The organism is Nocardia sp. NPDC060255, from assembly GCF_042727395.1.
Lineage (GTDB): Bacteria > Actinomycetota > Actinomycetes > Mycobacteriales > Mycobacteriaceae > Nocardia.
On the sequence record NZ_JBHXAU010000027.1, the window covers coordinates 89413 to 114544 of the forward strand.

Consider the following 25132-nt stretch of genomic DNA (forward strand, 5'->3'; position numbering starts at 1 on the left):
AATCACTCGCTGTCGATGACCGACCGCCGCCGGGGCCGGGAGTCATCGGCCGGGAAACGATTCGGCTCGAACGACGCCCGCTGCAGCTCAGGCACATCCGTGCGCAGATCGGGCATCCCCTCGACCATCGACGACAAACTGGGCAGCCGAGATCGCGCCGTGCGGACCGGAGCCAGCAAATCCTCGGCCAAGGTGGCGACCTCGGTGGCCGCCGCTTGCGCGGCCTCGAGCACCCCCGTCGCGATGTCGTCGTAATCGAGGTCGTCGATGTCGTCGGCGAAATCGATGTCGATCGGTACGCCGTCCGCATTGCAGGTGACCGTGATCCGCCTGTCCCGTGCACTGGCCGTTGCGACGAGCTCGCTCCGTTTGCGCTGCATTTCCGCGATCGATCGGATGTGCGTGCCCACCGTTTCCATGAGGTCATCGATCTCGGCCCCGGACCGGCGACTGTCGGTTCTCCGGCTGTCGACCATGGCGAAACCTCCTGACGGTCAACGATTTTCGCAAGGCGGCAGGCGCCGAGGTAATGCGGTTGACGTCGACCGTAGCATTCTGCTTGACTTGCAGGCAAATGATTTGTCTATTCGTCAACGATCCGAACCGGGCCCGCCCCTCGCGACCACGGTCGACGATGACCGGAGCCCGATCGTGACAGCAGGACCCCGGAGGACTGGTTCCGATGACTGATCCGCAGCCGAACGAACTGCGACCCCAAGACTCCCCCGGCGACAGCGCGATCGATATCGGCTTCACCCTGGGCAAATCGGCTACACCGAGCACAACGCCGCCCGCCGATACCGAGGAGACCACTCCGCCAGCGGAGGATGCGAACCCGGGGAACATCGACGCCGCGGCGGCCGCTGACGCACAACCGAGCGAGCCGCAAGCAGACGACGCGCACCTTGCCGACACCGACGAACAGGCACCCGAGAACCAGGCGCCCGAACTGCAGCCGATCGAACAGCAGGCGACCGAACTCGCCCACCGCATCGCCCGCGAACTCGGCGCCACCGGTCCCGAGGGCTGGCAATACCTGCAGGCGGTCTTCTCCCTCACCATCGCGGGCGGTGTCGCCTACATCCTGTACTACGACGCCGAAGATCAAGTCTCCCAGGCAGAACCGCCCGCCGAGGTCAGCGAACTCGTCCGGCTGCACCGCGACATCTCCGCGCAACTCGGCGACGGACCCTGGTGGCGGATGCTCATCGACCTCGACCGCACCGGTGAAGTCCAGGTCGACTACGACTACGCCGACGAACCGTTCCCCGACGATCACCTGCTGCCCGCGGACGCCTACCGCGCCGACCTGGAAACCTTTCCCCGCGAACAGGTTCCGGTGTGGCTGGCCGCGTACATCTACCACGACGAGCGGCAGTGGCGTTCGCCCGAGGACGCCGCCGCCCAGGCCCGCGCCGACCGCGACGACGGCATCGCCTCGACCCTCTCCCGCGACGACTTCCCCCCGCTGCCCGTACTGTGGGCACGCTGGGCCACCATCGCGGCCGCTTTCGTCGCCGTCGGCTCCGAACTCGGACCGCGAATCCGCCCCGCGCTCGGCATCTTCGAGGGTGCCACGCGCAGCGGCGCCACCCTGTTCGTCCTGCCCGGCGGCCGCGCCGTCCTCTCCGGCGGACTGTGGAACGCTCCCGAACTCGACGCCGCCTACAACGCCGACGAGCCGCTGCCGGACCTGTATGCCGGCGCCCCGGACTGGGTGGCCAACCAGGTGCTCAATCCCCGTGCCGCCCAAGGCATGCTGTCGTTCTGCTACTGGTGGGAGCGCGGCAGCTGGCACCGCGGCGAGTCACCGGCCGCCGCCGAGTTCAGCGCAGCCGTCCCCGGCGTGTGGTCGGCACAGACGGTCACCGACATCCTCTGCGCTGTGCTCGGCGACGAGCCGACCGAGCAACAGCGCGACGCCGCGGCCACTCTCGTCGCCGCCGCCGAAACCGGAGTGGTCACCCGAGATACGTTGTCCGCCTTCTTCGATGACGCCACCGACAATGTCGACGCCGCGATGTATCAGCTGTCCCTGGCCGGCCTCACTGTCACCGACCTCGAGCCACTCCCCCGAAACCAGGCCATCACCCTGGTCCGCGACTACATCGTCGGCCTCGACGTCGACACCACCGGTTACCCGCTCGACCAACTCGTCGCCGAACGCCTCGAGGTCGGCTGGATGGTCTTCGTCCCTACCGAACCCGGCGAGATCGCCATCGGCCGCGCCATTTTCTATATCGCCGACGACGGAGTGATCGAACAGTCTTCCTCGTCCACCGCACCATCGCTGTATGCCGAAGGATTCGAACAACGTTTCCGGGAGCGCGGATCGGCGTCGATCTCGTAGCCGGCTTTACGCGGGCGCTGACAAATATCCACCGGTGTCGTATGCGCCCGCTTCCGTGCCCAGGGTCAATACGGCCCCCTGGATGGCGGCGGCTCGCGGTGAGACGAGAAACCGTACGGCCTCGGCGACTTCGGCGGGCCGACTGCCGTAGCGGTTGAGCGCGCAGCGCGGGTCGACGGAATTGACCCGCACGCCCTTCGGTCCGTACTCCGTCGCCCACAACCTGGTCAACATCATCAACGCCGCCTTCGCGGCCTGCACCTGGCCACCGTCCCCGACCTCGGCGAAGACTCCGGGGCCGCCGACGTTGACGATCACTCCCCGACCACGCTCGGCCATCAACGGCGCGAACGCACCCGTCAAGACCAACGGCGCCTTCACATTCCGGTTGAACACCACATCGAACATGTCCCCGGCTGACCCACCATCGAGCTCACCGGCATTGTTGACCAGCACCTCCACCGGAGCATCCGCCACCACACCGGCAGTCTCGGCAATCACCCGACGCAGCGCCACGGAGTCACCCAGATCAGCCACCAAATCCACCGCCCGCCCCCCGGCCCACTCGATCAACTTTCGAGTCTCCGCGGCACCGGCACCATCACAGCCACAGACCACGACGGAATACCCGTCGTCCGCTAACCGCAACGCAACCTCCCGACCGACACCGCCCGTCGAGCCGGCGACCAACGCCCACGAACCCCGCCGGTTTCCCACAATGCCTTCTCTCATCTGATATCTCGAATCGGCAGGACGGTTGCAGCTCATGCGAGAGGTCGACGAGCCTGGGCGACGGATTCTGGAGGCTTGCCGATGCCGAGGCCGTCCCGGGCCGATAAACGCTGTAATTCCAACACTTTTGACATCATGTCCCATATTAGGATTACTAAGAATCATCTGATTTGACCAGGAGTCAATCAGACCATGCGGCGGCCGTCAAACAAGCGGACCGGCGTCCCGGCTCGCCGAAGACCGGGGCACGGCGAGCATGGCCGCAGCGGCGGCCACGATCAGGAACACCACTTCCGCCAGGTAGGACTGGGTGAAGCCGCGGAGGCCGGGAAGTCCGTTGTGCTGGTTGCTCGCGATGAGGGTCGAGACCACTTGCGTTCCGATCGCGCCGCCGATCATCCGGATCACCTGATTCATCCCGGTCGTCTCGCCCACCTGTCCGGCGGGCGCGGCGTGCACCACCACGGCGGACAGCGCCGAGGTGGCGGTGCCGAGACCGAATCCGAAGATGGCCAGGCTGATCATCATGTCGAGGGGGTGGTGATACCGGATGGCGATGTATCCGCTGCCGACAGCGCACGTCAGGCATCCCGCGACGAGCGCGGACAGGAAGCCGATTCGGTGGGCGATGCGCCCGGCCAGCGATCCGGCCACCGCGATCGCGACCGAATACGGAAGCAGGTAGAGGCCACAGACGAGTGGTGATGCGCCGTAACCGAATCCGCTGCTGCTCGGCACCTGCGCGAAGATCGGATACACGGCGGTCGAGGAGAACATCGCCGCCCCCAGCAGGAATGCGGTGATGTTGGTCGTCCACAGTGCGCGAACGCGCATCAGGTGCACGTTGATCAACGGCCGGCCGCTGATGCTCTCGGCAGTAACCCACAGCGCGCAGACCACAACCCCGCCGAGCAGGAGGCCGAGCGTCGGGCCGGAGGTCCAGCCCCAGGACGAGCCCTCGCTGACGGAGATCAGCACAGCGGTGATGCCGATCGTGAGCAGGGCCGCGTTCACCCAGTTCACTCGCCCGCCGGGGCGCACCGGCGATTCGGAGATGAACACCCAGGTGCCGAGAATCGCGAGCACGGTGAGGGCGAAGGGAATCCAGAAGAGCCACTGCCAGCCCAAACTGGTCGCGACCAGGCCGGGCAGGATCACGCCGACGCCGGCGCCGACGCCGATCATCGCGGACACGGCGCCGATCGCGTGGCCGATACGTTCGTGGGGCAGCTCGTCGCGAATGATCCCGAACGCGAGCGGCAGTAGCCCACCGGCCATGCCCTGCAGCACCCGCCCGAGGACAACGACGGCGAACACGCCGGACACGGCCGAGACCAGCGCTCCCGCTGCCATCAACATCAGGGCGACGAGAAGCATCCGCCGCTTGCCGAACATGTCGCCCAGCCTGCCCAGTACCGCGGTGCTCACGGCCGCCGCCAGGAGGTAGGCGGTCAACAGCCACGTCACGCCGCCCACCGAAGTGTGTAAGTCGTTCTGTAGCAACGTGAGTGCCGGGGTTACCACCGTTCCGAGGACACCGTAGACCAGGACGCCGAGCATCAAAGCCGCGACCATCCAACCGGTACCCGCCTTGCGCTCGGACATGGGGGCCGTGGTGACTTGCAGAGACGACATCCGTTCTCCTTCAGTGATATTCGTGACGCCGCTCAGGTGGCGGGCCGAAGAGACCGATTCCCTGCCCTTACCGTAAGTTGGCCGGTATGCCGTTCAGGGGCCGATAAGTACCTCGAATCGGCCATGTACCGGGCGATGATCCTGCGGCCGACGCGGTTTCGGCAGAGCGCCCTATTTCGCCTCGACGTGGTGGCAGCCGATGCCTGCGGTCTCGCTGTCCGGACCGCGTTTCAGCGGTGTGCGAGGTGTGTCTCGGTCAGCCACGCGCTGCCTGCCTCGAGAATCGCCGCCTCCTGCGCGCCGAAGCGAGTCGGGTAGGTGCCGGTTACCGGGTGCCCGGCGGTTTCGAGCAGATAGGCCAGCGCCGCGTACTCCCGGGGATGACGGCCGGACAACGCCAGTGCGTCGATGTCCGGGGCACCCGCGACGCCGAACGGGTAGGTGAATCCGCCCATGTCGTAGACGGAGTCACGATGCTCGATGCGCCAGCTGCCGCCGCGGCGGCTCACGCGGTCGAGGAATCGGTTGTGGATGGTCGCGCCGATCCCCGCACCGGTGAGTTCCGCGAGGAGGATCGCGTTGGTCTCGACGAACGCGCGATCGCCGGCGAAGCGGATGCTGGGAGCGCCGATGAAGTGCTTGCTGCGCAGCGGCCCGTGCCCCATCCGGCGGGAGCCGTCGATGAAGTCGTGGGCAGAGCCGGCGAACCAGAGGATCCTGAGCGTGGCGTCCTCGTGGAACAGTCCGGCCAGCTCGTCCCACTGCTCCCGGTCCCGATGAATCCAGCCTGTCATCAGTTCGCTGATCGCCAGGTGGTCGTCGATTCGGTTGTCGCTCATGCGGATTCCTCCCTGTTCGATGTGCTGTCAGCTCAACTGTTGTCGATCGCCCCGACGACAACCACTGATAGAATGACTTTCTGTGCCAGAAACCCGCCAATTCACCCCCTTACCGGAGTCTGCCCGGCTGTGGCCGCACGGCGAGCACATGGACATGCACCGGCACCCGCAGGGGCAGCTGATCTACCCGTCGAGCGGGATCCTGTCGATCGCGACGGAGAGCGGCATCTGGATCACCCCGGCCAATCGAGTCAGCTGGACCCCGGCCGGCTTCGCTCACGAACACCGCGCATACGGGGAAACCGACGTGCGGACCCTGCTGCTGCCGCGGACTCTGGCCCGGACCCTGCCGGACCGGCCGACCGTGTTCGAAGCGTCCCTGCTGCTGCGAGCGGCAGTGCTGCGACTGACCGATCCACGACCGCCCGCCACGGCCGCCGCGTTCCGGCTGCGTCAGGTCATCGTCGACGAACTGCTCGAGACTCCCGAGCAAGCGCTCCATCTGCCGAAACCACGCGACGATCGGCTCCGCGCCGTCACCGACCTGCTGCACGCCGACCCCGCCGACGGATCCTCACTGCTCGAGCTGGGCCGGGCGGTCGGCGCGGGCGAGCGGACCCTGAGCCGGCTCTTCCACACCGAACTCGGCATGAGCTTCCATCAGTGGCGCGCGCAGCTCCGCGTCCAGCACGCTCTCGTACACCTGATGGACGGGCGCACGGTCACCCAGACGGCCAGTCTGTGTGGCTGGTCCAACACCGCCAGCCTCATCAGCGCATTCACCGCCATCCTCGGCCAAACTCCCGGTCGATACCAGGCCAGCCTGCAACGCGCAGACTGAGTTTGTTCACAGGGCACGCCTTTCCGCCAGGAGGAGAGTGGCGCCCAGTGCCGCGGTGCCGTCGCCTTCGCCGGCGAACCGCGGTTCAGCCGAGGTGCAGAAATCGCGCAGCCGGCACAGGGCCTGCGGCGATTCACGGCGCTGCGCGGGGTCGGCCACCTTGCGGGCGAACAGTCGCAGCAGATCGTGCTGCCGATACTGACCCAGCTTCGGTGTCTGCAACATGCCGTGATCGACGAGGGCCTCGCAGAGCTGCTCGGCCTCGGCCCGATCCCGGTTCAGCAGCGCGGCGACGGCCGCGGCCGACAGCTCAGGCGCTTCGGCGTACCCGAGGAGGACGAAGGCGCGCGCGAGCTCCGGCACGAGCAGGCGATAGCTCCCCCAGAACACCGACTCCACACTGGTGTTGCCGAGGGTGAGCTCGGCCAATCGCTGATGCTCGTCGGCCAGGCGCTCGGCGACCGTGCTGAGTCGCCAGCCGGGCCGGCTCGCGAGTCGCGCCCCGACGATGCGCAATGCGACGGGCAGGTTTCCGCACGCGCGCAGGATCTCGCGGGCCGCGGCGGGTTCGTCCGACAATCGCTGGGTGGTCACCAGCCGCTGCAGCAGCGTCCAGGCTTCGTCGGTGCTGAGGACGCCGAGCGGGACCAGTCGCGCACCGAACAGTTCCGCCAGGCTCGACCGGCTGGTGACCAGCACCGCCGCCGCGCCCGCGCCCGGCAGCAGCGGGGCGAGCTGGTCGACGTCGCGCGCGTTGTCCAGGATCAGCAGTATGCGCTTATCCGTTACGGTGTTGCGCCACAACGCTGTTCGCCCGGTCGCATCCGCCGGCAGCTCGCCGGGCCCGACCCCGATCTTGCGCAACGCGACCGTCAGCAACATATCGGCCGATGGCGGCTGCTCGGCCAGACCGTCGAGATCGAGATACACCGACCCGTCCGGATAGTGGGCGCGCATGTGATGGGCGAGATGCATGGCGAATGCGGTTTTTCCGATGCCGCCCATGCCGGTGATCGCGATCGCCTGCCGATGTTCGGCGTCGGCGCCGAGCACCTCGGTGAGCTCGCGCACCAGATTCCCGCGTCCGACGAAATCGGCGAGGTCGGGAGGCAGTTTCATCGCAGCGAATCGCGGCGGCTCGGCCGACAGCAGCTGTTGATGCAGCCTGACTATCTCCGGGCCGGGACTGAGGCCGAATTCGTCGGCGAGCACGCGGTGTGCGTTGCGATACGCGTCGAGCGCTTCGATCCGCCGCCCGCCGCGAGAGAGCGCGACCATGAGCAGTTCGTGCCAGCGCTCGCGGTGTGGTTCGGCCGCGATGAGCGTCTGCGCCTCCATGACCGCCGCCGAATGCCGGCCGAGATCCAGCGCGACGAAGATCGTCGCCTCACTTAGCTCCGAACGCAGCGTGGCCAGGCGGTTCCGCTCCTGGTCCGCCCACGGTCCGGGTAGACCGACCAAGGGGTCGCCCCGCCACAGATTCCGTGCTGTCGCCAGTTTGGCCTCCGCCCGATCCGGAGCTCCCGATCGACGGTCGGCTTCGGCGGCGGCGATGAGTGCCTCGACCGCCACGACATCGAACTTCACCGGCAGGCACAGTCGATACCCGCCCTGAGTCGAATCGAGCCACTCGAACCCGGCACCCGCGCCGCCGTAGGCATCGAACTCTCGGCGCAGGGTGGATATGTTGTTGCGCAGCACGCTGATTGCCGAGGTCGGCGGGTTCTCGGACCATATTCGCTCGATCAGCTGTGCCGCCGTCAGGGTGCGCCCGTCTTCGATCGCGAGTATCGCCAGCACGGTCAGCAGCTGCGGCGCGGCGATGTCCAGGCGATGGTCGTCCAACCACGCCTCTACCGGCCCCAGTACCGATAGCCGAAGTTCCGTAGGTCTCGTCCGACTATTACCTGGGTTCCGCGATGCTGACACTGGTCCCTCACCTTCGAACATCGAGGCTGTTCGGTGGACTCTGCGATGCCGACGCGTCCGCGCCGACTTCGTCCATATTGACTAAAAGAAAATTGATTTGACTGCAAGTCAATCAGAATGTCGCTGGTGGCGTCAATCGCCGCGAAAATTGCCCGGCGCGAACCCGATCCGATGGGCGCTTATCCCGTAGTGCCAGGCCTTACGCAGGCGCTGACGGGCGGCCATAACTCTCCGCCGCGCTTGCTGCTCCGGTCATGGTCAGTAGGGCGCCCTGTACTGAGGCGGCCCGAGGAGAGACGAGGAACCGGATGGCCTCCGCGACCTCGACCGGGTCGCCACCGTGCGGGTATCCCGGATCCACTCCCCCTCTGCGCTCCTGAGCCGTCGCATGGCCAGGATCCACGAAATTGACCCGCACGCCCTTCGGCCCGTACTCCGCCGCCCACAACTTGGTCAGCTTGATCAACGCCGCCTTCGCGGCCTGCACCTGCCCGCCATTCCCCGCCAAAGCGCCGAACCCACCCACATTGACGATCGCTCCCCGACCGCGCTCGGCCATGAGCGGCGCGAAGGCACCCGTCAAGACCAAGGGCGCCTTCACATTCCGGTTGAACACCGCGTCGAAGACGTCCTCGGTCGACCCGTAATCCGCCTCGCCGGCATTGTTGACCAACACCTCCACCGGAGCACCGGCCACCAACTCGACCGTTTCGGCGATCAGCCGCCGCACGGCCGCGGCATCACCGAGATCGACTGCCAGATCCACGGCCCGTCCCCCGGCCCACTCGATCAATTTGCGAGTCTCCTCCGCACCGGCACCGTCGCGGCCACAGACCACGATCGAATACCCGTCTGCGGCCAACCGCAACGCCGTCTCCCGCCCCACACCCCCCGTCGAACCAGCGACCACCGCCCACGAACCCCGCCACCGAACGTCCTCCACGATGTCTTCACTCATTTGAGTCATCTCTCTCTTGCGGCGACTCCGAGGTGGTTCCGACCGCCGCGTCTCAGGCGAAGGCTGCACGGGCGGGCTCGGTGGCGGACAGTCGTTGCGAGCGGTAGGCGAGAACGATCATGACCGCGGGGAACAGCAGGTCGCAGACCAGGACTCCGCCGGTGTTGCCGGGAGCGTGATCACCGTGCGCGAACCACTGATAAACATGGCCGATCAGCGCACCCCACAAGAACATTCCCGCACCCAGACCGATCGTGATGCGTTCACGAGCCGAGGCCGAGACGGCACGAAAGCCCATGACCGCGAGTCCGAGGTTGGCGAAAGCGATCTCGAACTGGAACGGAGTCGAATTGAAACCGATCGACGTGGCCATCACCTCCGGCACCGTCAGAAACGTGAAGGTCATCCACAGACTGCCGAACCCGAGCGCGACCACGGCCCACCACCGTTGCCAGGTCTCCAATGCGGCTGCGCGAGAAGGACTGTGCCGGGTCGCAACGGTTGCGCCGACGACCGCGACCAGCGGCCAGAACAGAGGGACTGAGGTCTTTGCGAGGTACGCCATATCGTTCATGCCTCGAGTCTTGCATAGTTAATATTAACCACGCAAGACTTCCGATCCTTCAATGTGAGCCTTCAGCAGTTCCAACCCCATTGCCCATCCTCTTGTCTCACCGAGAACCTGCCGGAGCAGGTTAGGCAGCCTTCCGCAAAAGCTTGGGAGACCTTGCGGTACAGGTACTGCCAGAGTCCTCAGCTTGTCTTCAATAATGTATTCAATTATGTTTTCAATCATGAAGGTGAGCAATGACGCTGTCAACAGCGGTGCTGAGCAGGCCGGCACCGACCGCCGGGCGGCCACATCTACCCGCCCCGCGAGCGGCACCACGGCGAAGGTTCTCGATGCCATTCGCGGCGCCATCCTCAACGGCGAGCTCTCCCCGGGAGAGCAACTCCGTCAGCAGGCCTGGGCAGAGCGGTGCGGCGTCAGCCGCCCACCGGTCCGGGAAGCCCTCGAGATACTGAGCAACGAGGGCCTGCTCACGCACGGACTGAACCAGGGCTACTTCGTCGCGAAGTTCAGCAACGACGAGGTGGAACAGCTCTACACCATGCGCGACCTACTGGAGACCGAGGCGCTCCGCACGCTCGAGTGGCCCAGCCCGGAGATCCTGGCCGAGCTGTCCGCGCACGTCGACCGAATCGAAGCCGAGGCGCTGGCAGGCCGACCCGACCTCGCGAGGGGTGCGATGGCCGACCTCTACCTGTCCATCTACCGCCTGTGCCACCGCACGCTCATCATTGCCGAAATCGAACGGCTCTGGGCGCGCACGGCCTCCTATCGCGCGCACAACTACGACATACTGGCCGCACCGCAGGAATCGACGGTCCAGTTCCGCCTGATACTCGACGCGCTGGCCGCACAGGATCGCGAGCGGCTCACCGAGCGACTCCAACGCCCGGTCGTGACCATCCTGTCCCGCGCGCGGTCGGCGATCTCACACTCCGCGGCCGCCGACAGTTAGACCATTGTGCGAGAGCCGATTTCGCGGATGGCTCCGCCCCAGCCTGAGCACGTCTCCCTGCCGGTGAGCTCGATAAATCCGCACCGGCCCTTCGATCACCATATTGGCCTTACTGGCAGTAAGATTATTTCGTCAGGAGACAAGCGGCATACGATGGCCGTCACACGAGGATCGGATATCGATGGTGGAGAACATCTTTCAGGCGGGACCGCCGTCCAAGATTCGGGCCACGCCAGAGTCTTGCGTGGTTAATATTAACTGTGCAAGACTCGAAGCATGAGCAACACGTCATACCTCGCCCAGACCTCACTCGCACTGATCTGGCCGCTGGTCGCGGTCGTCGGCGCCTTCGTCGCTACCCGGCACAGTCCCTCTCGCGCAGCCGCGTTGGAGACCTGGCAGCGATGGTGGGCCGTGGTCGCCCTTGGGCTCGGCAGCCTGTGGATGACGATCTCGTTCTTGACGGTGCCGGAGGTGATGGCGACCGCGATCGGGTTCAACTCGACCCCGTTCCAGTTCGAGATCGCCTGCGCCAACCTCGGACTCGCGGTCATGGGCTTTCGTGCCGTCTCGGCCTCAGCCCGCGAACGCATCACCATCGGCCTCGGCGCGGGAATGTTCTTGTGGGGTGCGCTGATCGGCCACGTTTATCAGTGGTTCGCGCACGGCGATCACGCGCCCGGCAACACCGGTGGCGTCCTGGTCTACGACCTGCTCTTCCCCGCCGTGACGATCATCCTCGCCTACCGCGCACAACGACTGACCACCACCGAACAGCCCGGAACCCCAACCCTGTTGCCCAGCAACGTGACTGACTCATCGCACGAGGCCTGGAGCAGGCAGGCATGAACACCGCAATCGTGATCGGTGGCGGAATCGGTGGATTGAGCGCGGCACTCGGCCTGGAGCGCGCCGGCTGGCGGGTGACGGTACTGGAACGAGCGGCGGAGTTCCGCCCGGTCGGCGCGGGGCTGATGCTGGCGCCCAACGCGGTGCGAGCTCTCAACTGGCTGGGACTGGCCGAGGAGCTCCGGTCGCTGGATACCGCGCAGGGCGCCACGGGAATTCGGACCGCATCTGGAAGATGGCTGTTGCGTGGCGATGTCACCGAGATCGTCCGCCGGTTCGGTGTCCCCGGGTACATGCTGCACCGCGCCGACGCACACACCCTGCTGATCGGAGCCCTGCGGCAGACCAACCTGTGCACCGGCCACCAGGTCACCGAGGTCGATCCCGACCTGGGCACCGTGACATTCCAGCGCCCGAACGACGAAACCGCAACGCTCAGTGCGGAACTCGTCGTCGCTGCGGACGGCGTCCACAGTCCGATACGGGCGCAACTGTTTCCCGGCCATCCGGGACCGGCCTACGCCGGGTATCTCACCTGGCGCGGCGTCGTACCGGCCGAGGCAGCCGCCGACATCGAGGTGGGCCGCTCGCTGGTCGAGAGCTGGGGACGAGGACAGCGGTTCGGCATCATGCCGCTCACCGACGGACGCGTCTACTGGTACGCCACACTGTCGGCCCCACCGAACTCCCACGCCCACGCGAACATCGACACGATCGCGCGACTCTTCCGCGACTGGCACGACCCGATCCCCCGCCTCATCGCCGCCACCCCACTGAACTCGCTACTGCGACACGACATTTACTCCCTGGAAACACCGCTGCCCACCTACGTTTCGGGCCGAGTCATCCTGCTCGGTGACGCCGCGCACGCGATCACCCCCGACCTCGGGCAGGGCGCGGCCCAGGCACTGGAGGACGCCGCGACGCTCAACGCGCTCGCCACCACAGAGTCCACCGTGGAATCCGTGATAGCCGGCTACGACCTGGCACGACGTGGCCGGACCCAGCAACTGGCGAAGGCCTCGGCGTCGGCCGGACGAGTCGCGCAATGGCGCAATCCGCTGAAGGTCGCGCTGCGCAACAGCCTCGTGTGGCTGACACCGCGCTCGCGGTACCTCGATTCACTGACCGGCACCTTCTCCTGGACACCCGAAACCTCCTCTACGGCAAGGGAAACCGTGGCGGCCGAGGCGGGCTACTGATGCGCACGGTCCTGGTCCTGTTCGACAGTCTCAACCGCCGATTCCTGCCGCCCTACGGCGCCGATTGGGTGCACGCCCCGAACTTCACCCGCCTCGCCGCGCACACCGTGCGGTTCGACAACTGCTACGGCGGCTCGATGCCATGCATGCCCGCCCGCCGCGAGATGCACACCGGCCGCCACAACTTCCTGCATCGTTCCTGGGGCCCGTTGGAACCCTTCGACGACTCCGTGCCGGAAATGCTGTCCGCAGCAGGGATCTACTCGCACCTGGTCACCGACCATCCGCACTACTGGGAGGACGGCGGCGCGACGTACCACAACCGATTCCGCACCTTCGAGTTCTTCCGCGGGCAGGAGGGCGACGCGTGGAAGGGGCAGGTCGCCGATCCGCCGCAACCGCCGAGCCCACGTCGGGTCCGAAACCAGCTGTGGCGGCAGGATCTCGTCAATCGCCAGTACCTGACCGAACCGGCCGATCACCCGCAGATCCGGACGGTGCAGGCCGGCCTCGAGTTCATCCGCACCAATCACGCCGAGGACGCGTGGTTCCTGCAGATCGAGTGCTTCGACCCGCACGAACCGTACTTCTCGCACCGCGAATTCCAGCGCCACTACCCCGCTTTGGACGCGACGGGCCCGTCCCCGGCGTGGCCCGACTACAAGCGCGTGGCCGAAGATCCGGAAACCGTGGACCGCGCGCAAGCCGAATACGCCGCGCTCCTGACGATGTGCGACGCGTCGCTGGGTCGCGTCCTGGACGTCTTCGACGAACTGGACCTCTGGGACGACACGCTGCTGATCGTGTGCACCGACCACGGATTCCTGCTCGGCGAGCACGGCTGGTGGGGCAAGAACGTACAGCCCTGGTACGACGAGAACATCCACACGCCACTGTTCGTCTGGGATCCGGTTGCCCGGACGCAAGCAGGCACCTGCCGGGAACTGGTTCAGACCATCGACTTCGGGCCCACGCTGCTGGACTTCTTCGGTCTCCCGCCGACCACGGATATGCAAGGGCGGTCGCTACTTTCGCTGCTACGCGCCCCTGTGCCGGGCAGGCATCGAGCGGGGGCACTGTTCGGGATCTTCGGCGGGCACGTCAACGTCACCGACGGGCGGTACGTGTACCTGCGGGCCCCGGCCGCACAAGGCAATGCGCCGCTTTTCGAGCACACGCTGATGCCTACGCACATGGCATCCCGTTTCGCCCCAGCCGAATTGGAGGACGCGCAGTTGGTCGGCCCGCTCCCGTTCACCAAGAACGTCCCGGTGCTGCGAGTCCCCGGGTTCGCTGTCGGCGACCCGTTCGACTTCGGCACGGCCCTGTTCGATCTGGAAAGCGATCCCCGCCAAGAGAATCCGATGATCGACGACGACCTCGAACTGCGGATGATCAACCTCCTGCTGGACCTCATGCACGCGAACGACGCGCCGGATTCCCAGTTCACCCGCCTCGGACTGCCCGTCGACGGTCCCGCTGATTCCCGGCACCTACTGGCGCGGACCCAACTGCACGCTTACCAGGAAGCCGTTGCCCCACTACCGGTTCCGGCGGACTTTCCCACCGGACGACCGGGGGTGAACACGCCGATCACCGATCTCCTCGCCACCGCGGGCACCCGCGCGATCGTCGAGGCCGCGCTCGGCCCCGCGATCGCCCGCATCGCCGAGCAGACCGGGTCGGTCACCCTCCTCGACCTGGCCGATTTCACCCCGGCGCTGACCCGCCGAACCCTGCACGAGCTCGATCGGGCACTGGCCGAAAGCTGACCGGCCCCCCTCAGTGAGGTATTCCGTTGACCGACACCGTCATTCCGGCGTCCCTGACAACCACCGGCACCCCGGTGATCGTCCCCGGCCGCTGGCGCAAACTCGCCCTCGTCGTCGCTCCGCTCTGGGCCGACAACAACGAATCCAGTGTGCTCAGCACCCTCGCCCCGGTCATCGTCGCGGCGGTCGCGGCACCCGCGGCCGCGGTCGGCTACCTGACCTCCATCGGGAAGTTCATCAGCATTGTCTTCGGCCCGCTGTGGGCGTGGGTGGCACGCCGGACCAACCGCAAGGTCGCCTTCGCCGTGGCCTCCGGTCTCGCCGGAATCGCCACCGCCGCAACCGGTCTCGCGCAGAGCTACGCCCAGCTCATCGTCCTGTACGGAGTGTCGGCCGTGTTCATCGCCGCGGCGCTGCCGATCGCCAGCGAAATCACCGCCGATCTGTTCGACGATGCCTCCCGCGGTCGCGCCAATGGTTACACCTGGGGCGCGATCTCCCTCCTCGGCTCGGTGCTCGGACCACTCATCGGGCAGTTGTCCCGCGTGCCCGACGGCTGGCGCTACGGATTCTTCGCCTGGGGTGCCATCACCGTGCTCACCGCCGTGCTGCTGGCCGTGTTCTTCGCCGACCCCGCCGTCGGCGCCAGCGAAATCGCCGCGCCGACACGGCAGGCCGAGGACAGCCAGATCACCTGGACCAAGGTGCGGCAGATGCTCCGGATCCCCACCTTCGTCCTGATGCTGGTCCAGCGACTCATCTCGGGTCACCTGCTGATCATGAGCTTCGGCGTCGTCTTCCTCGTACACACCTACGGTTTCAGCACCGCGGTCGCATCGATCGTCACCCTGCCCTTCGGCATCGGCTACCTCCTCGGCACCTTCGGCGGCAGTCTGGCCACCGACTACCTGCAGAGCAGGCTGCCCAGGATCGGACGCGTCATCGTCCTGCAGTTCGCTCAGCTCGGCTTTGGTGTCGTCGCCGTGGTGGCTACTCAGCACGACTGGGGTGGTATCGAGGTCTTCGCCGGATTCTGGGCGGTGCTCGGCTTCATGCAGGGGCTCAACCCGGGGGTGAACCGGCCCATCGTGGCCGCCGTCGTACCGCCCGAAATGCGCGGCGCCGCCTTCGCGCTCCTGCTGTCGGTGTTCGAAGCCCTCGCGTACGCGCTGTTCAACCTCGCCGCCGGACTGCTCACCGACGCGATCGGCCTGCGCGGCGTAATGCTTTGGATCCCAGGCATTCTCATGCTCGTCAACGCCGCCTTCTGCACCCTCCTCTATCGCACGTACCCCCGCGACGTCGAACGACAACGCGCCCTCCTGGTCGAGCGAGCGGCCGGATGAACCCCGCCCGGCACCCGATCGAACAGGCACACCTGCCCGGCGGAACCTTCGCGATGGGTGATCCACACCACGACGGATTTCACGCCGATGGAGAGACACCGGTGCACTCCGTGACACTCTCGCCGTTCACGATCGACACGACCACCGTCACCAATGCCGCCTTCGCGACGTTCGTCGAGCAGACCGGGTACGAAACCGACGCGGAAAAATTCGGGCACTCTGCCGTGTTCCACCTCGTGCTGGCAGCCGACGAGGCAGATCTCCTCGGCCCCACCACGCATACGCCGTGGTGGATAGGGGTGCAGGGAGCGAGCTGGCGGCACCCGCAGGGACGGCATTCGAGCATCGCCGACCGCGGCGATCATCCGGTCGTCCAAGTCTCCTGGCACGACGCAATCGCCTACTGCGACTGGGCAGGTCGGCGCCTCCCCACCGAAGCGGAGTGGGAATTCGCCGCGCGCGGTGGCCTGCCCGGAGCCCGCTATCCGTGGGGTGACGAGGCGCCGGATTCCGGCGGCCGGTGGCGGGCGAACATCTGGCAGGGCACCTTCCCAATCACCTTCCAGGAGAACGACTTCCGCACCACCGCACCGGTGCGCACCTACCAGCCCAACGGGTACGGACTCTGGCAGACAGCCGGAAACGTCTGGGAGTGGTGCGCAGACCACTTCTCCCCCAACACCTACAGTAACGACGCCCGAGCAGGCCACGTACGCGATCCGCAAGGCCCCGCCACCGGACATGCACGGGTACTACGCGGCGGCTCATACCTCTGCCACGACAGCTATTGCACCCGATACCGCACCGCCGCCCGTTCCTCGAACACCCCGGATTCCACCATGGGCAACGCCGGCTTCCGCACCGCCGCAACAACATCGGCGGCGGCCGCTGCGGGTTAGCTGTGTGTGCGGTAGCTCCCGATGAGGGCGAGCGCACCATCGAGGGCCCGGCGCAGTGCTTCGGGATCCCGGCGAGCCTGGGCGAGCACCAGGCCGCCTTGGAGACTGGCCAACATAGAGGCAGCCAACCATGCGACGTCAGTTTCCGGCCGCAGCTCACCGGATTCGGCCATGGCCGCAAGACCCGCGCCGATAGCCGACTCCCACCGATCGAAACCGGACGCCAGCACCGCACGGACATCGTCGTCGCGCTCGCCGAGCTGTCCGAGGAGGTTGGCGATCGGACAGCCACCCTTCCCTTCCCGCTCTTGCTGGAGTGCGACAAGGGCATCGGTCCAGCGCAGCAGCCCGGCCCAGGTGTCGAGTCCGGCGAAGAGGTCTTGCTGGGCATCGAGTACCGCGTCGTTGGTGGCCTCGGCGACCGCGCGAAGCAGGTCGCTCTTGTCCTCGAAGTAGTGATACAGCTGGCTGCGCGATGCCGGGGCGCGCGCGCCGACCTCATCCAGACTCGCCCCGAGGGCACCGTTTTCGGCCACGACATCGAGTGCGGCGGCCACGATCCGGTGGCGGGTGCGGCGGCCTCTTTCGGTAGTCGGTAGGGCTCTCATCAGAACAGTATCCCCGGACTGGACTTGACGGTCCAGTCCCGGCATGGTTCGCTACCCACTGGACTACATAGTCCAGTTTCTTCGATCCGTCCTGGAGGTCCGATGTCCCTCAGCATTCGCGAGCAGTCCGACCAACTGAAAGCAACTGCGGCCGAACACCTTCCCGCCGATGTGCTCGCCGTGTTCGACCACAGCGTCCAAGGGTTCCTGGACCAGGGCATCCCCTCCGGCGCGATCCGAGCCGGACAGCGCCTGGAGTCCTTCACGCTCGACGACGCCACCGGCACGCCGGTCAGCCTCGACCAACTCGCTTCGGCCGGGACGGTCGTGCTGGTCTTCTATCGCGGCGGCTGGTGCCCCTACTGCAACCTCGCACTGCGCACCTACCAGCAGGAGTTGTTACCCCAATTGGGCGCATTCGGCGCCCAATTGGTGGCCGTCAGCCCGCAGTCCCCGGACGAGTCCCTCTCGACCACCGAAAAGGCCGGACTCGAATTCACGGTCCTGTCCGACCCCGGCAGTCGCGTCGCCGAGCGGATCGGAATCGCCTTCCAACAGGCCGACGAGGTTCTCGCCGCCCAACGCAAGCTCGGCCTCGACTTGGCCGAGGTCAACGCGGAGGGGTCGACCCGGCTGCCGCGGCCCACCGTCCTCATCGTCGACCAGGACCGCATTGTGCGCTTCGTCGACGTACAACCCGATTACACCGCCCGCACCGAGGTCGCCGACGTCATCGCCGCGCTTACCGATATGCGGTAAGTAATCCACCGGAGCGCGACGCATCAGCCTGGGTCGTATCGCGAGCATTGCCCAGTTAATATTAACCATGCAAGACTCTGATAAGATCACCCTATGGACGATGGGCTAGGCGATTTGTTGCATCGCGTCGTACTCCTGCTCAGCGAGGCCACACGCAAGCGCATGGAAGGCTCGGGCGGTTTGAGCTACAGCCAGATGCGACTGCTCGGCACGCTGGAAGAAAGCGAGCCGATGACACAACACCAACTGGCGCAAGCACTTTCGGTATCCGACCCGGCAATCAGCCGAGCCCTGCGCCCACTGGAAACAGCCGGACTCATCCAGGTCGACCCCGACCCCGAGCACGGACGACGCAGACTGGTCACCACCACCGAAGCCGGCCGCACCGCCTTCCACACCAGCGGCAAACCCCTCTACGACGAACTACGCACAGCCCTACTCGCAGCCAACTTCCCCTACGAGCGCTACATACACGACACCGTCCTGCTCGCCGAACTCCTCACCCCATCCCGCTAACTTCACCCATCATTCCGGCGACGAGCCGGGTCCGAGGTCTACCGCTGAGCAATCACGGTCCCGATGTCACCGTAAAAGTTCGATCAGTGGTGCGAGCTTGTCCATGTTGCGGTCGAGGACGGTTATGTAGTTGATGCCGTAGCTTTCGCGGCGTTCGCGCAGCTGGCTGACCATGTGCTCGGGTGTTCCGACGAGCAGTCCTATGTATTTCTCCAGTTGATCGGTGTCGCCAACCGAGACGTACGGAGCGAGTCGCGTGAGGGCTTTCTCGTGCTCGCCGGGCAAGATCAGTGCCTGAACCAAGATGTTGATCTCAACTTTGTCCGCCCGGTCGCCGAGCAACTCCCGAAGATAGGCCAGGCGATCCGCAGTCGCCGATGGCGTTGCCAGCGTCAAATGTCCACCGTCGGTGGTTCCGGCGCCCGTGACCGCAATGATGTCGGCATACTCGGCGGCGATACGGAGCATGCGCTTGCCCCACCCCGCGATCAGCACGGGCGGGCCGCCCTCCTGAGCCGGGCGCGGCCTGTAGTCAACGTCAGCGAAGAGACGCCGCAGTGTCGCGGCAGTCTCCGCCACCTGGTCGGCGCGCTTGCCACCACTCGGGAACGGGATGCCCGCAGCCTCGAACTCCGCCTTCACGAATCCCGCGCCGAGACCCAACTCGACTCGCCCACCGGTCAATTGGTCGACCGTCGCGACGTCGCGCGCCAACAGCGTCGGGTTATAGAACGGCGTATTGAGCACAAACGTGTTGAGCCGCACCCGTTGTGTCGCTTCCGCGGCAAGCATCATCGCCGGGAACGGTGCGGGCATGCCCAAGTGATCCGGGACGCTGATCACGTCATACCCGAGTCTTTCCGCCTTCTGACATTTTTCGATCCATTTGTTCCGGGATCCCCGGGACGTCATGCTCACACCGAACCGGAAGCCATCGCTCATCTGCTCATTAGACCAACGATGCTAAGGAAGTGGCGAAAGTCCTTCGGCCGCATCTGCAGGACCTTCTCGACGGCGCATTCCGCCCAGGCGTCTCAGTGCTGAGCTCCTCCTAGCGGCGACGAAATTGCCGGACCGGTGCGTCGCGGATGTGACGGGCGGTTGTCGACGACGATCTCGCCATTGAGGATGGTCATGCTGAGTTCGCGCAGGTTGCTGATGTCCCGGGTGGGATCGGCGGTCAGCACGATCAGGTCGGCGCGCTTGCCGGGTGCCAGCGTGCCGAGATCGGGACGCACGCAGTGCCGCGCCGCGCCGGTGCCTGCGACAAGCGCCTGGACCGGCGTCATCCCCGCTGCGACCATCAGCTCGGCCTCTTCCAGCGTGTTCGCCCCGAAAAGGCCACGCCCCCAGAAGGTGTCGCTCCCCAGGGCGATGTGCACGCCGGCCGCGGCGACCTTCGCGAGATTGCCGCGGGCGTCGGGATGGATCGCATCGTGAATCCAGAGCGTCGGCGTGTAGGTGACGTCGCGCTCGAGCATCAGATCGATAAGCGAGTGATCGCTGATCGGTTCCACCGTGACACCATGCTCGAGCCCGTCCGCGCCCGCCTCGATCGCTTCGCGGGCCGCAACCTGCTGGGTCGTGTGCACGGTCACCAGGAGACCTCGCTCGTGCCCGGTTTCGATGCCCGCCCGAAGCAAGTCGAGCGGAAGCCGCACAAGCTCGACCTCGTTCGGAAAAGCGGCATTGTGCCAGACGTACTTTGGTGAGCCGGCGCACGCGCACGCGCCTTCGGAGAGAAGTTTGATCGCGTCCACCTTCTGGTCGGCCAGATGGTGCACCAGATCACGCATCTGCGCCACGCTGTCGACCTCACCCGCGAATCGTGTTCGGGCCCAAGGATTGCCGCCGAAGACAGTAGCTGCGGGATGCCCGTCGCGTCCGGTGATGCCGCAGCCGGTCGTCAGGAGCCGCGGGCCGCGTAGTGTTCTCGATGCGATCCTCGCTCGCGTCCGCACTATCTCCCCGGTCGGATCGCCCACCGACTTGATGGTGGTGATCCCGTGCTGAAGGAACAACTCGAGCCGTCCGGGTAACTCGTCCTCCTCGAACGTGCGCATCGACTCCGGATCGGACACCGCAACGACGTCGTAGAGGTGCAGATGCGTGTCGATCAGGCCCGGCATCACCCACCCGCTGTCGGCGTCGACCACCTTTCTCCCCCTCAGAGGTTCCGCTGAGACCGCAGCGATCTGCCCACCATTGATGGCGACATCGCGCAGCCCGGCGTGCACCTTGTGTCCGTCGAAGACGTGCGCGCGGCGGATGACGAGGTCGTAAATCTCGGGATCGCGAGCTTCGATCCTCGTGATCGTCTCGGGTTCATAGACCATCGCTTCAACTCCTGATCGGGCAGTACCTGATGCGGACCAGGGGCCGGGCATCCGGACCGCCGCTGGCACCATTCCGTAATCAGGTTACTTAATACAACCTGGAATGCAAATGTTCCCCGACTCGTATCATGGAAGACGTGACCGAGACCCAGCTCCCGCTGACCTCCTGCTCCTACACCGAGGAGGTCTTCGGCTTGCTCGGCAAACGCTGGACCGGCCTACTCATAGACCTACTCCTGCAACGCCCCGCCCGCTTCAACGAACTACACGCCGCCCTCCCCACCCTCTCCAAGCGCGTAATGAGCGAGCGCCTCACCGAACTCCAAAACGCCGCCCTGGTCGAACGCGAAGTAGCCCCCGGCCCCCCGATCACCGCCACCTACCGCCTCACCGAACGCGGCCAACAACTCGCCCCAGCAATGGACGCCCTACGAATATGGGCCGGCGCCCCCGTCGACAACACCGGCCGCCCGATCCCCCCGAAACCAAGTCCACCCCAAACGACCACCCCGCACTGACCTCGCCCGAGCACTGGATCGTTGCGTCACCGCGGCGGTGTCTGCTGCTGCCGGTTCGACAGTTCGTCGACGAAGATCTTGGCGCATCGCGTCACTTGCGCCGGAGTCAGTGCGCCGAGGTCTTTTCCGCAATCGGCGTTGCCCGCGGTGGGTGGCGGGGTGGACAGGGTTTGGCCGGCGGGGTCGAGTTCGGTGAGCTGGACCGGGATCTTGTGGCTGGCGCTGATATCTATCCGATAAGCGACACGGCCGTTGAATTCGACGAAACCGCGCCAGGTGTCGCCATCGATCGGGGTGAACTCGACCAGCTTGCCGCCGTTGGACATGACCGTGCCCGCGTTGACCGCCAGCCAGGAGCGCGCGTCAGCGTCGAGGTTGTCGATGTTGATCCGGCGCGCGTCGGTGTCGTCGAGCACATACACCGACTGCGGATTCAGATTCCGCCGGTGCACCTCGTCGGCGGGGGTGACCGAATACGCGACGAACAGCTCGGATGTACTGCCGCGCAGGATCATCGGCGTGACCCACTGCAGCCGCCCGGTCCTCTTGTCCCGCAACAGGTATTCGGAGACATTACCGCTCTGTGCCTGCGAATTCGCCGGGTCGAAGCCGAAGTGGTTGCGGTTCATGTTTTCTCGGCCGGCCGCCCACTTGGTCTCGGTACGCTGTTGTGCCATCAGCGATTTCGGGTAGACCGGGCCGGGCAGTGCGCCCGGACCGACGTCGGTTCGATAGTCCAGGTTCACGTGGCCGTGGTCGCCGTGCACGATGATGACGCCGGCCGGCGCATCGACCGTGCGATGGGTCCACGGGATCGGCATCGTGACCGGAACCACCACGACCGGCTGTTTGCCGTCGCAGTACCCCCACACGTCACCCATTTCGTAGCCGATCAGCGGAAACCGCTCACTGATCAGGTTGGTCAGGCTGTTCATCCGGGCACCGCCGAATGCCCTGTCGATGCCGTAGTCGCCGGTGAACGTGCACGCGGTGACCGCACCCTCGCCGGTCCACTCGGCCACCCCGCCCAGCGGAACATTGATGCCGCTACCGTCCAGGACGCCACTCCAGGATCCGGGGACGGCGCCGCGGCCGTTCAGGTAGGTGATGGTTTCCGGACGCAGGCTGACCGCCTGCACGTCGCCGATCGCGCGCCCCAGCGCGATCGTGGCGCCGTCGAGCGACCCGACGCGCGGTTCCCAGCCCGCGGGCGACAGGTCCCCCTGCTGGATACAGCCGTAGACGTCGTGGCCGCCCAGGACCGCGCACCCGCCGGAGTTCTTCGTGCCGCCGTTGGCGAGCAGATGCAGCGACGACGGGACCTGACCAGGATCACGTGCATAGAACGTGCTGGCACCGGCGTAGAAGCGCCCCGCGTTCTTGTCGAGGTTGACCATGAAATATATTGGTACACAAATCGATACGACGCTCAGAGCTGCGCCGATCACGGCCACTGCCCGATAAGCGGTATGCACCCGCGGCCGGTCTCGATACACGCGGACGAAGTAGACGGTCAGTCCGGCCAGATAGTAGACAATCACCCACCACAGCCCACTGCCGTGCTCGATCACATTGAACAACCACGCGCGCAGGCTGTTCTGCATGCCGAACCCAGGCGCGACGACGGCGCAGAGCAACCAGAAGACGCCGATCGCGATCAGCGGCACCGACCAGACGAGAAGAAACCGAACCGTCCGCGGCATATCGCTTCACCAGTTCTCGCTCGACCGCCCCCGTTGGCCACGGTTGCGGCTGTGAAATCTCGCTCAATCGAACTGTAGGACAGCGCATCCGGAAACACACGACCCCGAATGCTTGGTCTTCGAACCGGCCGCGATCCACCACGCAGTTCTGCGTGGTGACTCTCGACTGCCTGGTCCAGATCGCCACAACCGATCACGATCAACTGGCGGCCGCACCCATCTCCCGGCACCTCGCACCCGCCCCGATCACGAAGTCCCTGCGCGAATTCGCGCGGAAGGTGGTCAGCCGGTTTCGACCACCTCGCGCAGCGCGCGGAATTCGACGGCGAGGGCGTCGAGTGTGTAGTGGGCGTTGAGCCCGCTCGGGTTGGGCAGCACCCACACCGCGGTATCACCGATCCGCTCGGTTTGGGGGCCGATCGTGATACGCGGACGACCGAAAGCCGTGCGGTAGGCGCCGATACCGAGTACGGCCAGTACTCGGGGTTGATACTGCTCGACCCGATCGACCAGGGCGCGTCCGCCGACGCGCAGTTCGTCGGCGGTCAATTGCTCGGCTTTGGCGGTCGTGCGTGCGGCCACATTCGTGATCCCCAAGCTCAGCGCGAGCAGTTCGCGCTGTTCGTCGGGCTGCAGTAGACGCGGCGTGAAACCGGACCGATGCAAGGCCGGCCAGAACCGATTTCCCGGACGAGCAAAGTGATATCCGGTGGCCCCGGACCACAGGCCCGGATTGATCCCACAGAACAGCACACGCAAGCCGGGCCCGATCAGATCGGGAATAGTCTTGTCCTGCGCCGCGGCCAGATCCGCGGGCGACGGCCGAACTGACGAACCAGAACCCATTCCCTCAGTCTGCCGGATGCCCAGCCGCGGGTCATAGCGCCGCGGCGGCGGCCATCATCAGCGCCCGGGACCGCTCCGGTGTTTCCGCCTGGATCGCGAGCCGGTCCATTACACCGCGATAGAGCAGGACGTCGTCCCATCGATCCAAGTACAGCGCGGTGGTCAGCTGCTCCAAGTAGATGACGTCGGGCAGATCGCGCTCGGAGAAACGCAGCATGGTGAACGAACTACCCGCCGCCGCACTGGCACCGGACCGGTACGACAGCACCTGAATCGTCACACTGGGTTTGGCCGACATCTCCACCAAATGCTCGATCTGCGCACGCTGCACACTGACACCCCCGACAGGTCGATGCAGCACAGCCTCGTCCAGTACCGCCCACAGCATCGGGCCACCGGACACATCCAGGACCTCCTGACGCCTGGTACGCAACTCCACCCGCCGAGCCGCGTCGTTGCTCTTCTGCCCCATCTCGACAACCGTGGCCGCATAGTCCTCGGTCTGCAGCAGCCCCGGAATCAGTTGGCCCTCATAGGTTCTGATCGTGCGAGCCGCACCTTCCAACCCGAGATAGGTCTCGAACCATTGCGGCAACAGATCGTTGTATCGATGCCACCAACCCGCCTCATTGGCCTTGAGCGCCAGATCTACGAACATCTCCCGTTGCGCCGCGTCGGTAACCCCATACAGGGCAAGCAGATCCACGATGTCACGTTCTTTGAACCCCGTCCGCCCCAGCTCGAGCCGGCTGATCTTGGCATACGAACCACGAATATGATCCCCCGCCGTTTGCGGCGTGATCCCACAAGCTTCACGCAACCTGCGCAACTGGCCACCGACCGCGATCCGCAACGCAGTCGGACCGCGCTCCGCAACACTCGGATCGACGACGATCCGTTTAGGTTCCGCGACCATGCTCGTCCTACTCCGATGCTGAAAGGCCACCCGCGGCAGCACCGCCCACGCC

At 65.9% G+C, this 25132-nt stretch carries 24 protein-coding genes; 11 read left to right on the forward strand and 13 right to left on the reverse strand.

The window, feature by feature from the left end; genetic code table 11:
* Positions 1 to 2: 2 nt before the first annotated feature.
* On the reverse strand, positions 3 to 476 hold the full coding sequence (locus ACFWF1_RS35820; RefSeq protein ID WP_379283675.1) for a YbaB/EbfC family nucleoid-associated protein: 474 nt from the start codon (positions 474 to 476) through the stop codon (positions 3 to 5).
* Positions 477 to 682: 206 nt separating this feature from the next.
* Here ACFWF1_RS35820 and ACFWF1_RS35825 point away from each other — a divergent pair, with 206 nt between their 5' ends.
* The gene (locus ACFWF1_RS35825) at positions 683 to 2350 is read left to right on the forward strand and encodes a hypothetical protein (protein ID WP_379283674.1); all 1668 of its coding nucleotides are present in this window, start codon (positions 683 to 685) and stop codon (positions 2348 to 2350) included.
* A 6-nt stretch (positions 2351 to 2356) separates the two neighbouring features.
* Here ACFWF1_RS35825 and ACFWF1_RS35830 read toward each other — a convergent pair whose 3' ends face one another.
* The 3 genes from ACFWF1_RS35830 to ACFWF1_RS35840 all read right to left on the reverse strand — a co-directional run bounded on the left by ACFWF1_RS35830 (position 2357) and on the right by ACFWF1_RS35840 (position 5556).
* Positions 2357 to 3247 carry an SDR family NAD(P)-dependent oxidoreductase gene (locus ACFWF1_RS35830; protein WP_379322254.1) on the reverse strand — a complete coding sequence of 297 codons (891 nt, stop codon included), beginning with the start codon at positions 3245 to 3247 and terminating at the stop codon, positions 2357 to 2359.
* 39 nt (positions 3248 to 3286) lie between these two features.
* Complete coding sequence (locus tag ACFWF1_RS35835) at positions 3287 to 4717, reverse strand: MFS transporter (protein WP_379283672.1); 1431 nt, start codon at positions 4715 to 4717, stop codon at positions 3287 to 3289.
* Positions 4718 to 4947: 230 nt separating this feature from the next.
* On the reverse strand, positions 4948 to 5556 hold the full coding sequence (locus tag ACFWF1_RS35840; protein ID WP_379283671.1) for a nuclear transport factor 2 family protein: 609 nt from the start codon (positions 5554 to 5556) through the stop codon (positions 4948 to 4950).
* Positions 5557 to 5638: 82 nt separating this feature from the next.
* Here ACFWF1_RS35840 and ACFWF1_RS35845 point away from each other — a divergent pair, with 82 nt between their 5' ends.
* On the forward strand, positions 5639 to 6397 hold the full coding sequence (locus tag ACFWF1_RS35845; RefSeq protein WP_379283670.1) for an AraC family transcriptional regulator: 759 nt from the start codon (positions 5639 to 5641) through the stop codon (positions 6395 to 6397).
* A 6-nt stretch (positions 6398 to 6403) separates the two neighbouring features.
* Here ACFWF1_RS35845 and ACFWF1_RS35850 read toward each other — a convergent pair whose 3' ends face one another.
* The 3 genes from ACFWF1_RS35850 to ACFWF1_RS35860 all read right to left on the reverse strand — a co-directional run bounded on the left by ACFWF1_RS35850 (position 6404) and on the right by ACFWF1_RS35860 (position 9858).
* On the reverse strand, positions 6404 to 8242 hold the full coding sequence (locus tag ACFWF1_RS35850) for a BTAD domain-containing putative transcriptional regulator (protein WP_379283669.1): 1839 nt from the start codon (positions 8240 to 8242) through the stop codon (positions 6404 to 6406).
* Between the two features lie 283 nt (positions 8243 to 8525).
* Positions 8526 to 9284, reverse strand: a complete 759-nt coding sequence (locus ACFWF1_RS35855; protein WP_379283668.1) for an SDR family NAD(P)-dependent oxidoreductase — start codon at positions 9282 to 9284, stop codon at positions 8526 to 8528.
* Between the two features lie 52 nt (positions 9285 to 9336).
* On the reverse strand, positions 9337 to 9858 hold the full coding sequence (locus ACFWF1_RS35860) for a DUF6790 family protein (protein WP_379283667.1): 522 nt from the start codon (positions 9856 to 9858) through the stop codon (positions 9337 to 9339).
* A gap of 226 nt (positions 9859 to 10084) precedes the next feature.
* Between ACFWF1_RS35860 and ACFWF1_RS35865 the strand changes: the two genes are divergently transcribed.
* From ACFWF1_RS35865 to ACFWF1_RS35890, 6 genes are all read left to right on the forward strand, one after another.
* Positions 10085 to 10810, forward strand: a complete 726-nt coding sequence (locus tag ACFWF1_RS35865; RefSeq protein WP_379283665.1) for a GntR family transcriptional regulator — start codon at positions 10085 to 10087, stop codon at positions 10808 to 10810.
* A 276-nt stretch (positions 10811 to 11086) separates the two neighbouring features.
* Positions 11087 to 11659: a DUF6790 family protein gene (locus ACFWF1_RS35870; RefSeq protein WP_379283663.1), complete on the forward strand. Its 573-nt coding sequence runs from the start codon at positions 11087 to 11089 to the stop codon at positions 11657 to 11659.
* The gene (locus ACFWF1_RS35875; RefSeq protein ID WP_379283662.1) at positions 11656 to 12861 is read left to right on the forward strand and encodes an FAD-dependent monooxygenase; all 1206 of its coding nucleotides are present in this window, start codon (positions 11656 to 11658) and stop codon (positions 12859 to 12861) included. Before ACFWF1_RS35870 ends, ACFWF1_RS35875 begins: the two co-directional genes overlap by 4 nt.
* Positions 12861 to 14633 (forward strand): sulfatase, encoded by a 1773-nt coding sequence (locus tag ACFWF1_RS35880; protein WP_379283661.1) that lies wholly within the window; start codon positions 12861 to 12863, stop codon positions 14631 to 14633. Before ACFWF1_RS35875 ends, ACFWF1_RS35880 begins: the two co-directional genes overlap by 1 nt.
* Before the next feature lie 26 nt (positions 14634 to 14659).
* Positions 14660 to 15979: an MFS transporter gene (locus ACFWF1_RS35885; protein ID WP_379283659.1), complete on the forward strand. Its 1320-nt coding sequence runs from the start codon at positions 14660 to 14662 to the stop codon at positions 15977 to 15979.
* Positions 15976 to 16878, forward strand: coding sequence for a formylglycine-generating enzyme family protein (locus ACFWF1_RS35890; protein ID WP_379283657.1), 903 nt, complete (start codon positions 15976 to 15978; stop codon positions 16876 to 16878). The genes ACFWF1_RS35885 and ACFWF1_RS35890 overlap by 4 nt, the downstream gene beginning before the upstream one ends.
* On the opposite strand, the gene ACFWF1_RS35895 is transcribed toward ACFWF1_RS35890, so the two are convergent.
* Entirely contained in the window at positions 16875 to 17486 is a 612-nt protein-coding gene (locus ACFWF1_RS35895; protein WP_379283656.1) for a TetR/AcrR family transcriptional regulator, read from the reverse strand. The two genes, ACFWF1_RS35890 and ACFWF1_RS35895, sit on opposite strands and share 4 nt — an antisense overlap.
* A gap of 102 nt (positions 17487 to 17588) precedes the next feature.
* Between ACFWF1_RS35895 and ACFWF1_RS35900 the strand changes: the two genes are divergently transcribed.
* Together ACFWF1_RS35900 and ACFWF1_RS35905 are read left to right on the forward strand one after the other, a co-directional pair.
* On the forward strand, positions 17589 to 18245 hold the full coding sequence (locus ACFWF1_RS35900; protein ID WP_379283654.1) for a peroxiredoxin-like family protein: 657 nt from the start codon (positions 17589 to 17591) through the stop codon (positions 18243 to 18245).
* Positions 18246 to 18338: 93 nt separating this feature from the next.
* Positions 18339 to 18761, forward strand: a complete 423-nt coding sequence (locus tag ACFWF1_RS35905; RefSeq protein WP_379283653.1) for a MarR family winged helix-turn-helix transcriptional regulator — start codon at positions 18339 to 18341, stop codon at positions 18759 to 18761.
* A 66-nt stretch (positions 18762 to 18827) separates the two neighbouring features.
* Here ACFWF1_RS35905 and ACFWF1_RS35910 read toward each other — a convergent pair whose 3' ends face one another.
* Together ACFWF1_RS35910 and ACFWF1_RS35915 are read right to left on the reverse strand one after the other, a co-directional pair.
* Positions 18828 to 19703, reverse strand: a complete 876-nt coding sequence (locus tag ACFWF1_RS35910; protein WP_379283652.1) for an LLM class F420-dependent oxidoreductase — start codon at positions 19701 to 19703, stop codon at positions 18828 to 18830.
* 92 nt (positions 19704 to 19795) lie between these two features.
* Positions 19796 to 21148 carry an amidohydrolase family protein gene (locus ACFWF1_RS35915; RefSeq protein ID WP_379283650.1) on the reverse strand — a complete coding sequence of 451 codons (1353 nt, stop codon included), beginning with the start codon at positions 21146 to 21148 and terminating at the stop codon, positions 19796 to 19798.
* An 86-nt stretch (positions 21149 to 21234) separates the two neighbouring features.
* Here ACFWF1_RS35915 and ACFWF1_RS35920 point away from each other — a divergent pair, with 86 nt between their 5' ends.
* Positions 21235 to 21615, forward strand: a complete 381-nt coding sequence (locus tag ACFWF1_RS35920; protein ID WP_379283649.1) for a winged helix-turn-helix transcriptional regulator — start codon at positions 21235 to 21237, stop codon at positions 21613 to 21615.
* A 26-nt stretch (positions 21616 to 21641) separates the two neighbouring features.
* On the opposite strand, the gene ACFWF1_RS35925 is transcribed toward ACFWF1_RS35920, so the two are convergent.
* From ACFWF1_RS35925 to ACFWF1_RS35935, 3 genes are all read right to left on the reverse strand, one after another.
* Positions 21642 to 23318 (reverse strand): hypothetical protein, encoded by a 1677-nt coding sequence (locus ACFWF1_RS35925; RefSeq protein ID WP_379283648.1) that lies wholly within the window; start codon positions 23316 to 23318, stop codon positions 21642 to 21644.
* Positions 23319 to 23600: 282 nt separating this feature from the next.
* Positions 23601 to 24164, reverse strand: a complete 564-nt coding sequence (gene mug, locus ACFWF1_RS35930; RefSeq protein WP_379283647.1) for a G/U mismatch-specific DNA glycosylase — start codon at positions 24162 to 24164, stop codon at positions 23601 to 23603.
* A 31-nt stretch (positions 24165 to 24195) separates the two neighbouring features.
* Positions 24196 to 25080: a helix-turn-helix domain-containing protein gene (locus ACFWF1_RS35935; RefSeq protein ID WP_379283646.1), complete on the reverse strand. Its 885-nt coding sequence runs from the start codon at positions 25078 to 25080 to the stop codon at positions 24196 to 24198.
* Between the last annotated feature and the right edge of the window lie 52 nt (positions 25081 to 25132).

What these genes read in the sequence shown, in the direction of transcription:
- ACFWF1_RS35910 (WP_379283652.1), bottom strand. Translation starts at nt 19,703, where the DNA reads ATGAGCGATGGCTTCCGGTTCGGTGTGAGCATGACGTCCCGGGGATCC.
- ACFWF1_RS35875 (WP_379283662.1), top strand. Translation starts at nt 11,656, where the DNA reads ATGAACACCGCAATCGTGATCGGTGGCGGAATCGGTGGATTGAGCGCG.
- ACFWF1_RS35825 (WP_379283674.1), top strand. Translation starts at nt 683, where the DNA reads ATGACTGATCCGCAGCCGAACGAACTGCGACCCCAAGACTCCCCCGGC.
- mug (WP_379283647.1), bottom strand. Translation starts at nt 24,164, where the DNA reads ATGGGTTCTGGTTCGTCAGTTCGGCCGTCGCCCGCGGATCTGGCCGCG.
- ACFWF1_RS35840 (WP_379283671.1), bottom strand. Translation starts at nt 5,556, where the DNA reads ATGAGCGACAACCGAATCGACGACCACCTGGCGATCAGCGAACTGATG.
- ACFWF1_RS35900 (WP_379283654.1), top strand. Translation starts at nt 17,589, where the DNA reads ATGTCCCTCAGCATTCGCGAGCAGTCCGACCAACTGAAAGCAACTGCG.
- ACFWF1_RS35830 (WP_379322254.1), bottom strand. Translation starts at nt 3,247, where the DNA reads ATGATTCTTAGTAATCCTAATATGGGACATGATGTCAAAAGTGTTGGA.
- ACFWF1_RS35855 (WP_379283668.1), bottom strand. Translation starts at nt 9,284, where the DNA reads ATGAGTGAAGACATCGTGGAGGACGTTCGGTGGCGGGGTTCGTGGGCG.
- ACFWF1_RS35870 (WP_379283663.1), top strand. Translation starts at nt 11,087, where the DNA reads ATGAGCAACACGTCATACCTCGCCCAGACCTCACTCGCACTGATCTGG.
- ACFWF1_RS35835 (WP_379283672.1), bottom strand. Translation starts at nt 4,717, where the DNA reads ATGTCGTCTCTGCAAGTCACCACGGCCCCCATGTCCGAGCGCAAGGCG.
- ACFWF1_RS35915 (WP_379283650.1), bottom strand. Translation starts at nt 21,148, where the DNA reads ATGCCCGGCCCCTGGTCCGCATCAGGTACTGCCCGATCAGGAGTTGAA.
- ACFWF1_RS35935 (WP_379283646.1), bottom strand. Translation starts at nt 25,080, where the DNA reads ATGGTCGCGGAACCTAAACGGATCGTCGTCGATCCGAGTGTTGCGGAG.
- ACFWF1_RS35895 (WP_379283656.1), bottom strand. Translation starts at nt 17,486, where the DNA reads ATGAGAGCCCTACCGACTACCGAAAGAGGCCGCCGCACCCGCCACCGG.
- ACFWF1_RS35925 (WP_379283648.1), bottom strand. Translation starts at nt 23,318, where the DNA reads ATGCCGCGGACGGTTCGGTTTCTTCTCGTCTGGTCGGTGCCGCTGATC.
- ACFWF1_RS35820 (WP_379283675.1), bottom strand. Translation starts at nt 476, where the DNA reads ATGGTCGACAGCCGGAGAACCGACAGTCGCCGGTCCGGGGCCGAGATC.
- ACFWF1_RS35905 (WP_379283653.1), top strand. Translation starts at nt 18,339, where the DNA reads ATGGACGATGGGCTAGGCGATTTGTTGCATCGCGTCGTACTCCTGCTC.
- ACFWF1_RS35860 (WP_379283667.1), bottom strand. Translation starts at nt 9,858, where the DNA reads ATGAACGATATGGCGTACCTCGCAAAGACCTCAGTCCCTCTGTTCTGG.
- ACFWF1_RS35890 (WP_379283657.1), top strand. Translation starts at nt 15,976, where the DNA reads ATGAACCCCGCCCGGCACCCGATCGAACAGGCACACCTGCCCGGCGGA.
- ACFWF1_RS35880 (WP_379283661.1), top strand. Translation starts at nt 12,861, where the DNA reads ATGCGCACGGTCCTGGTCCTGTTCGACAGTCTCAACCGCCGATTCCTG.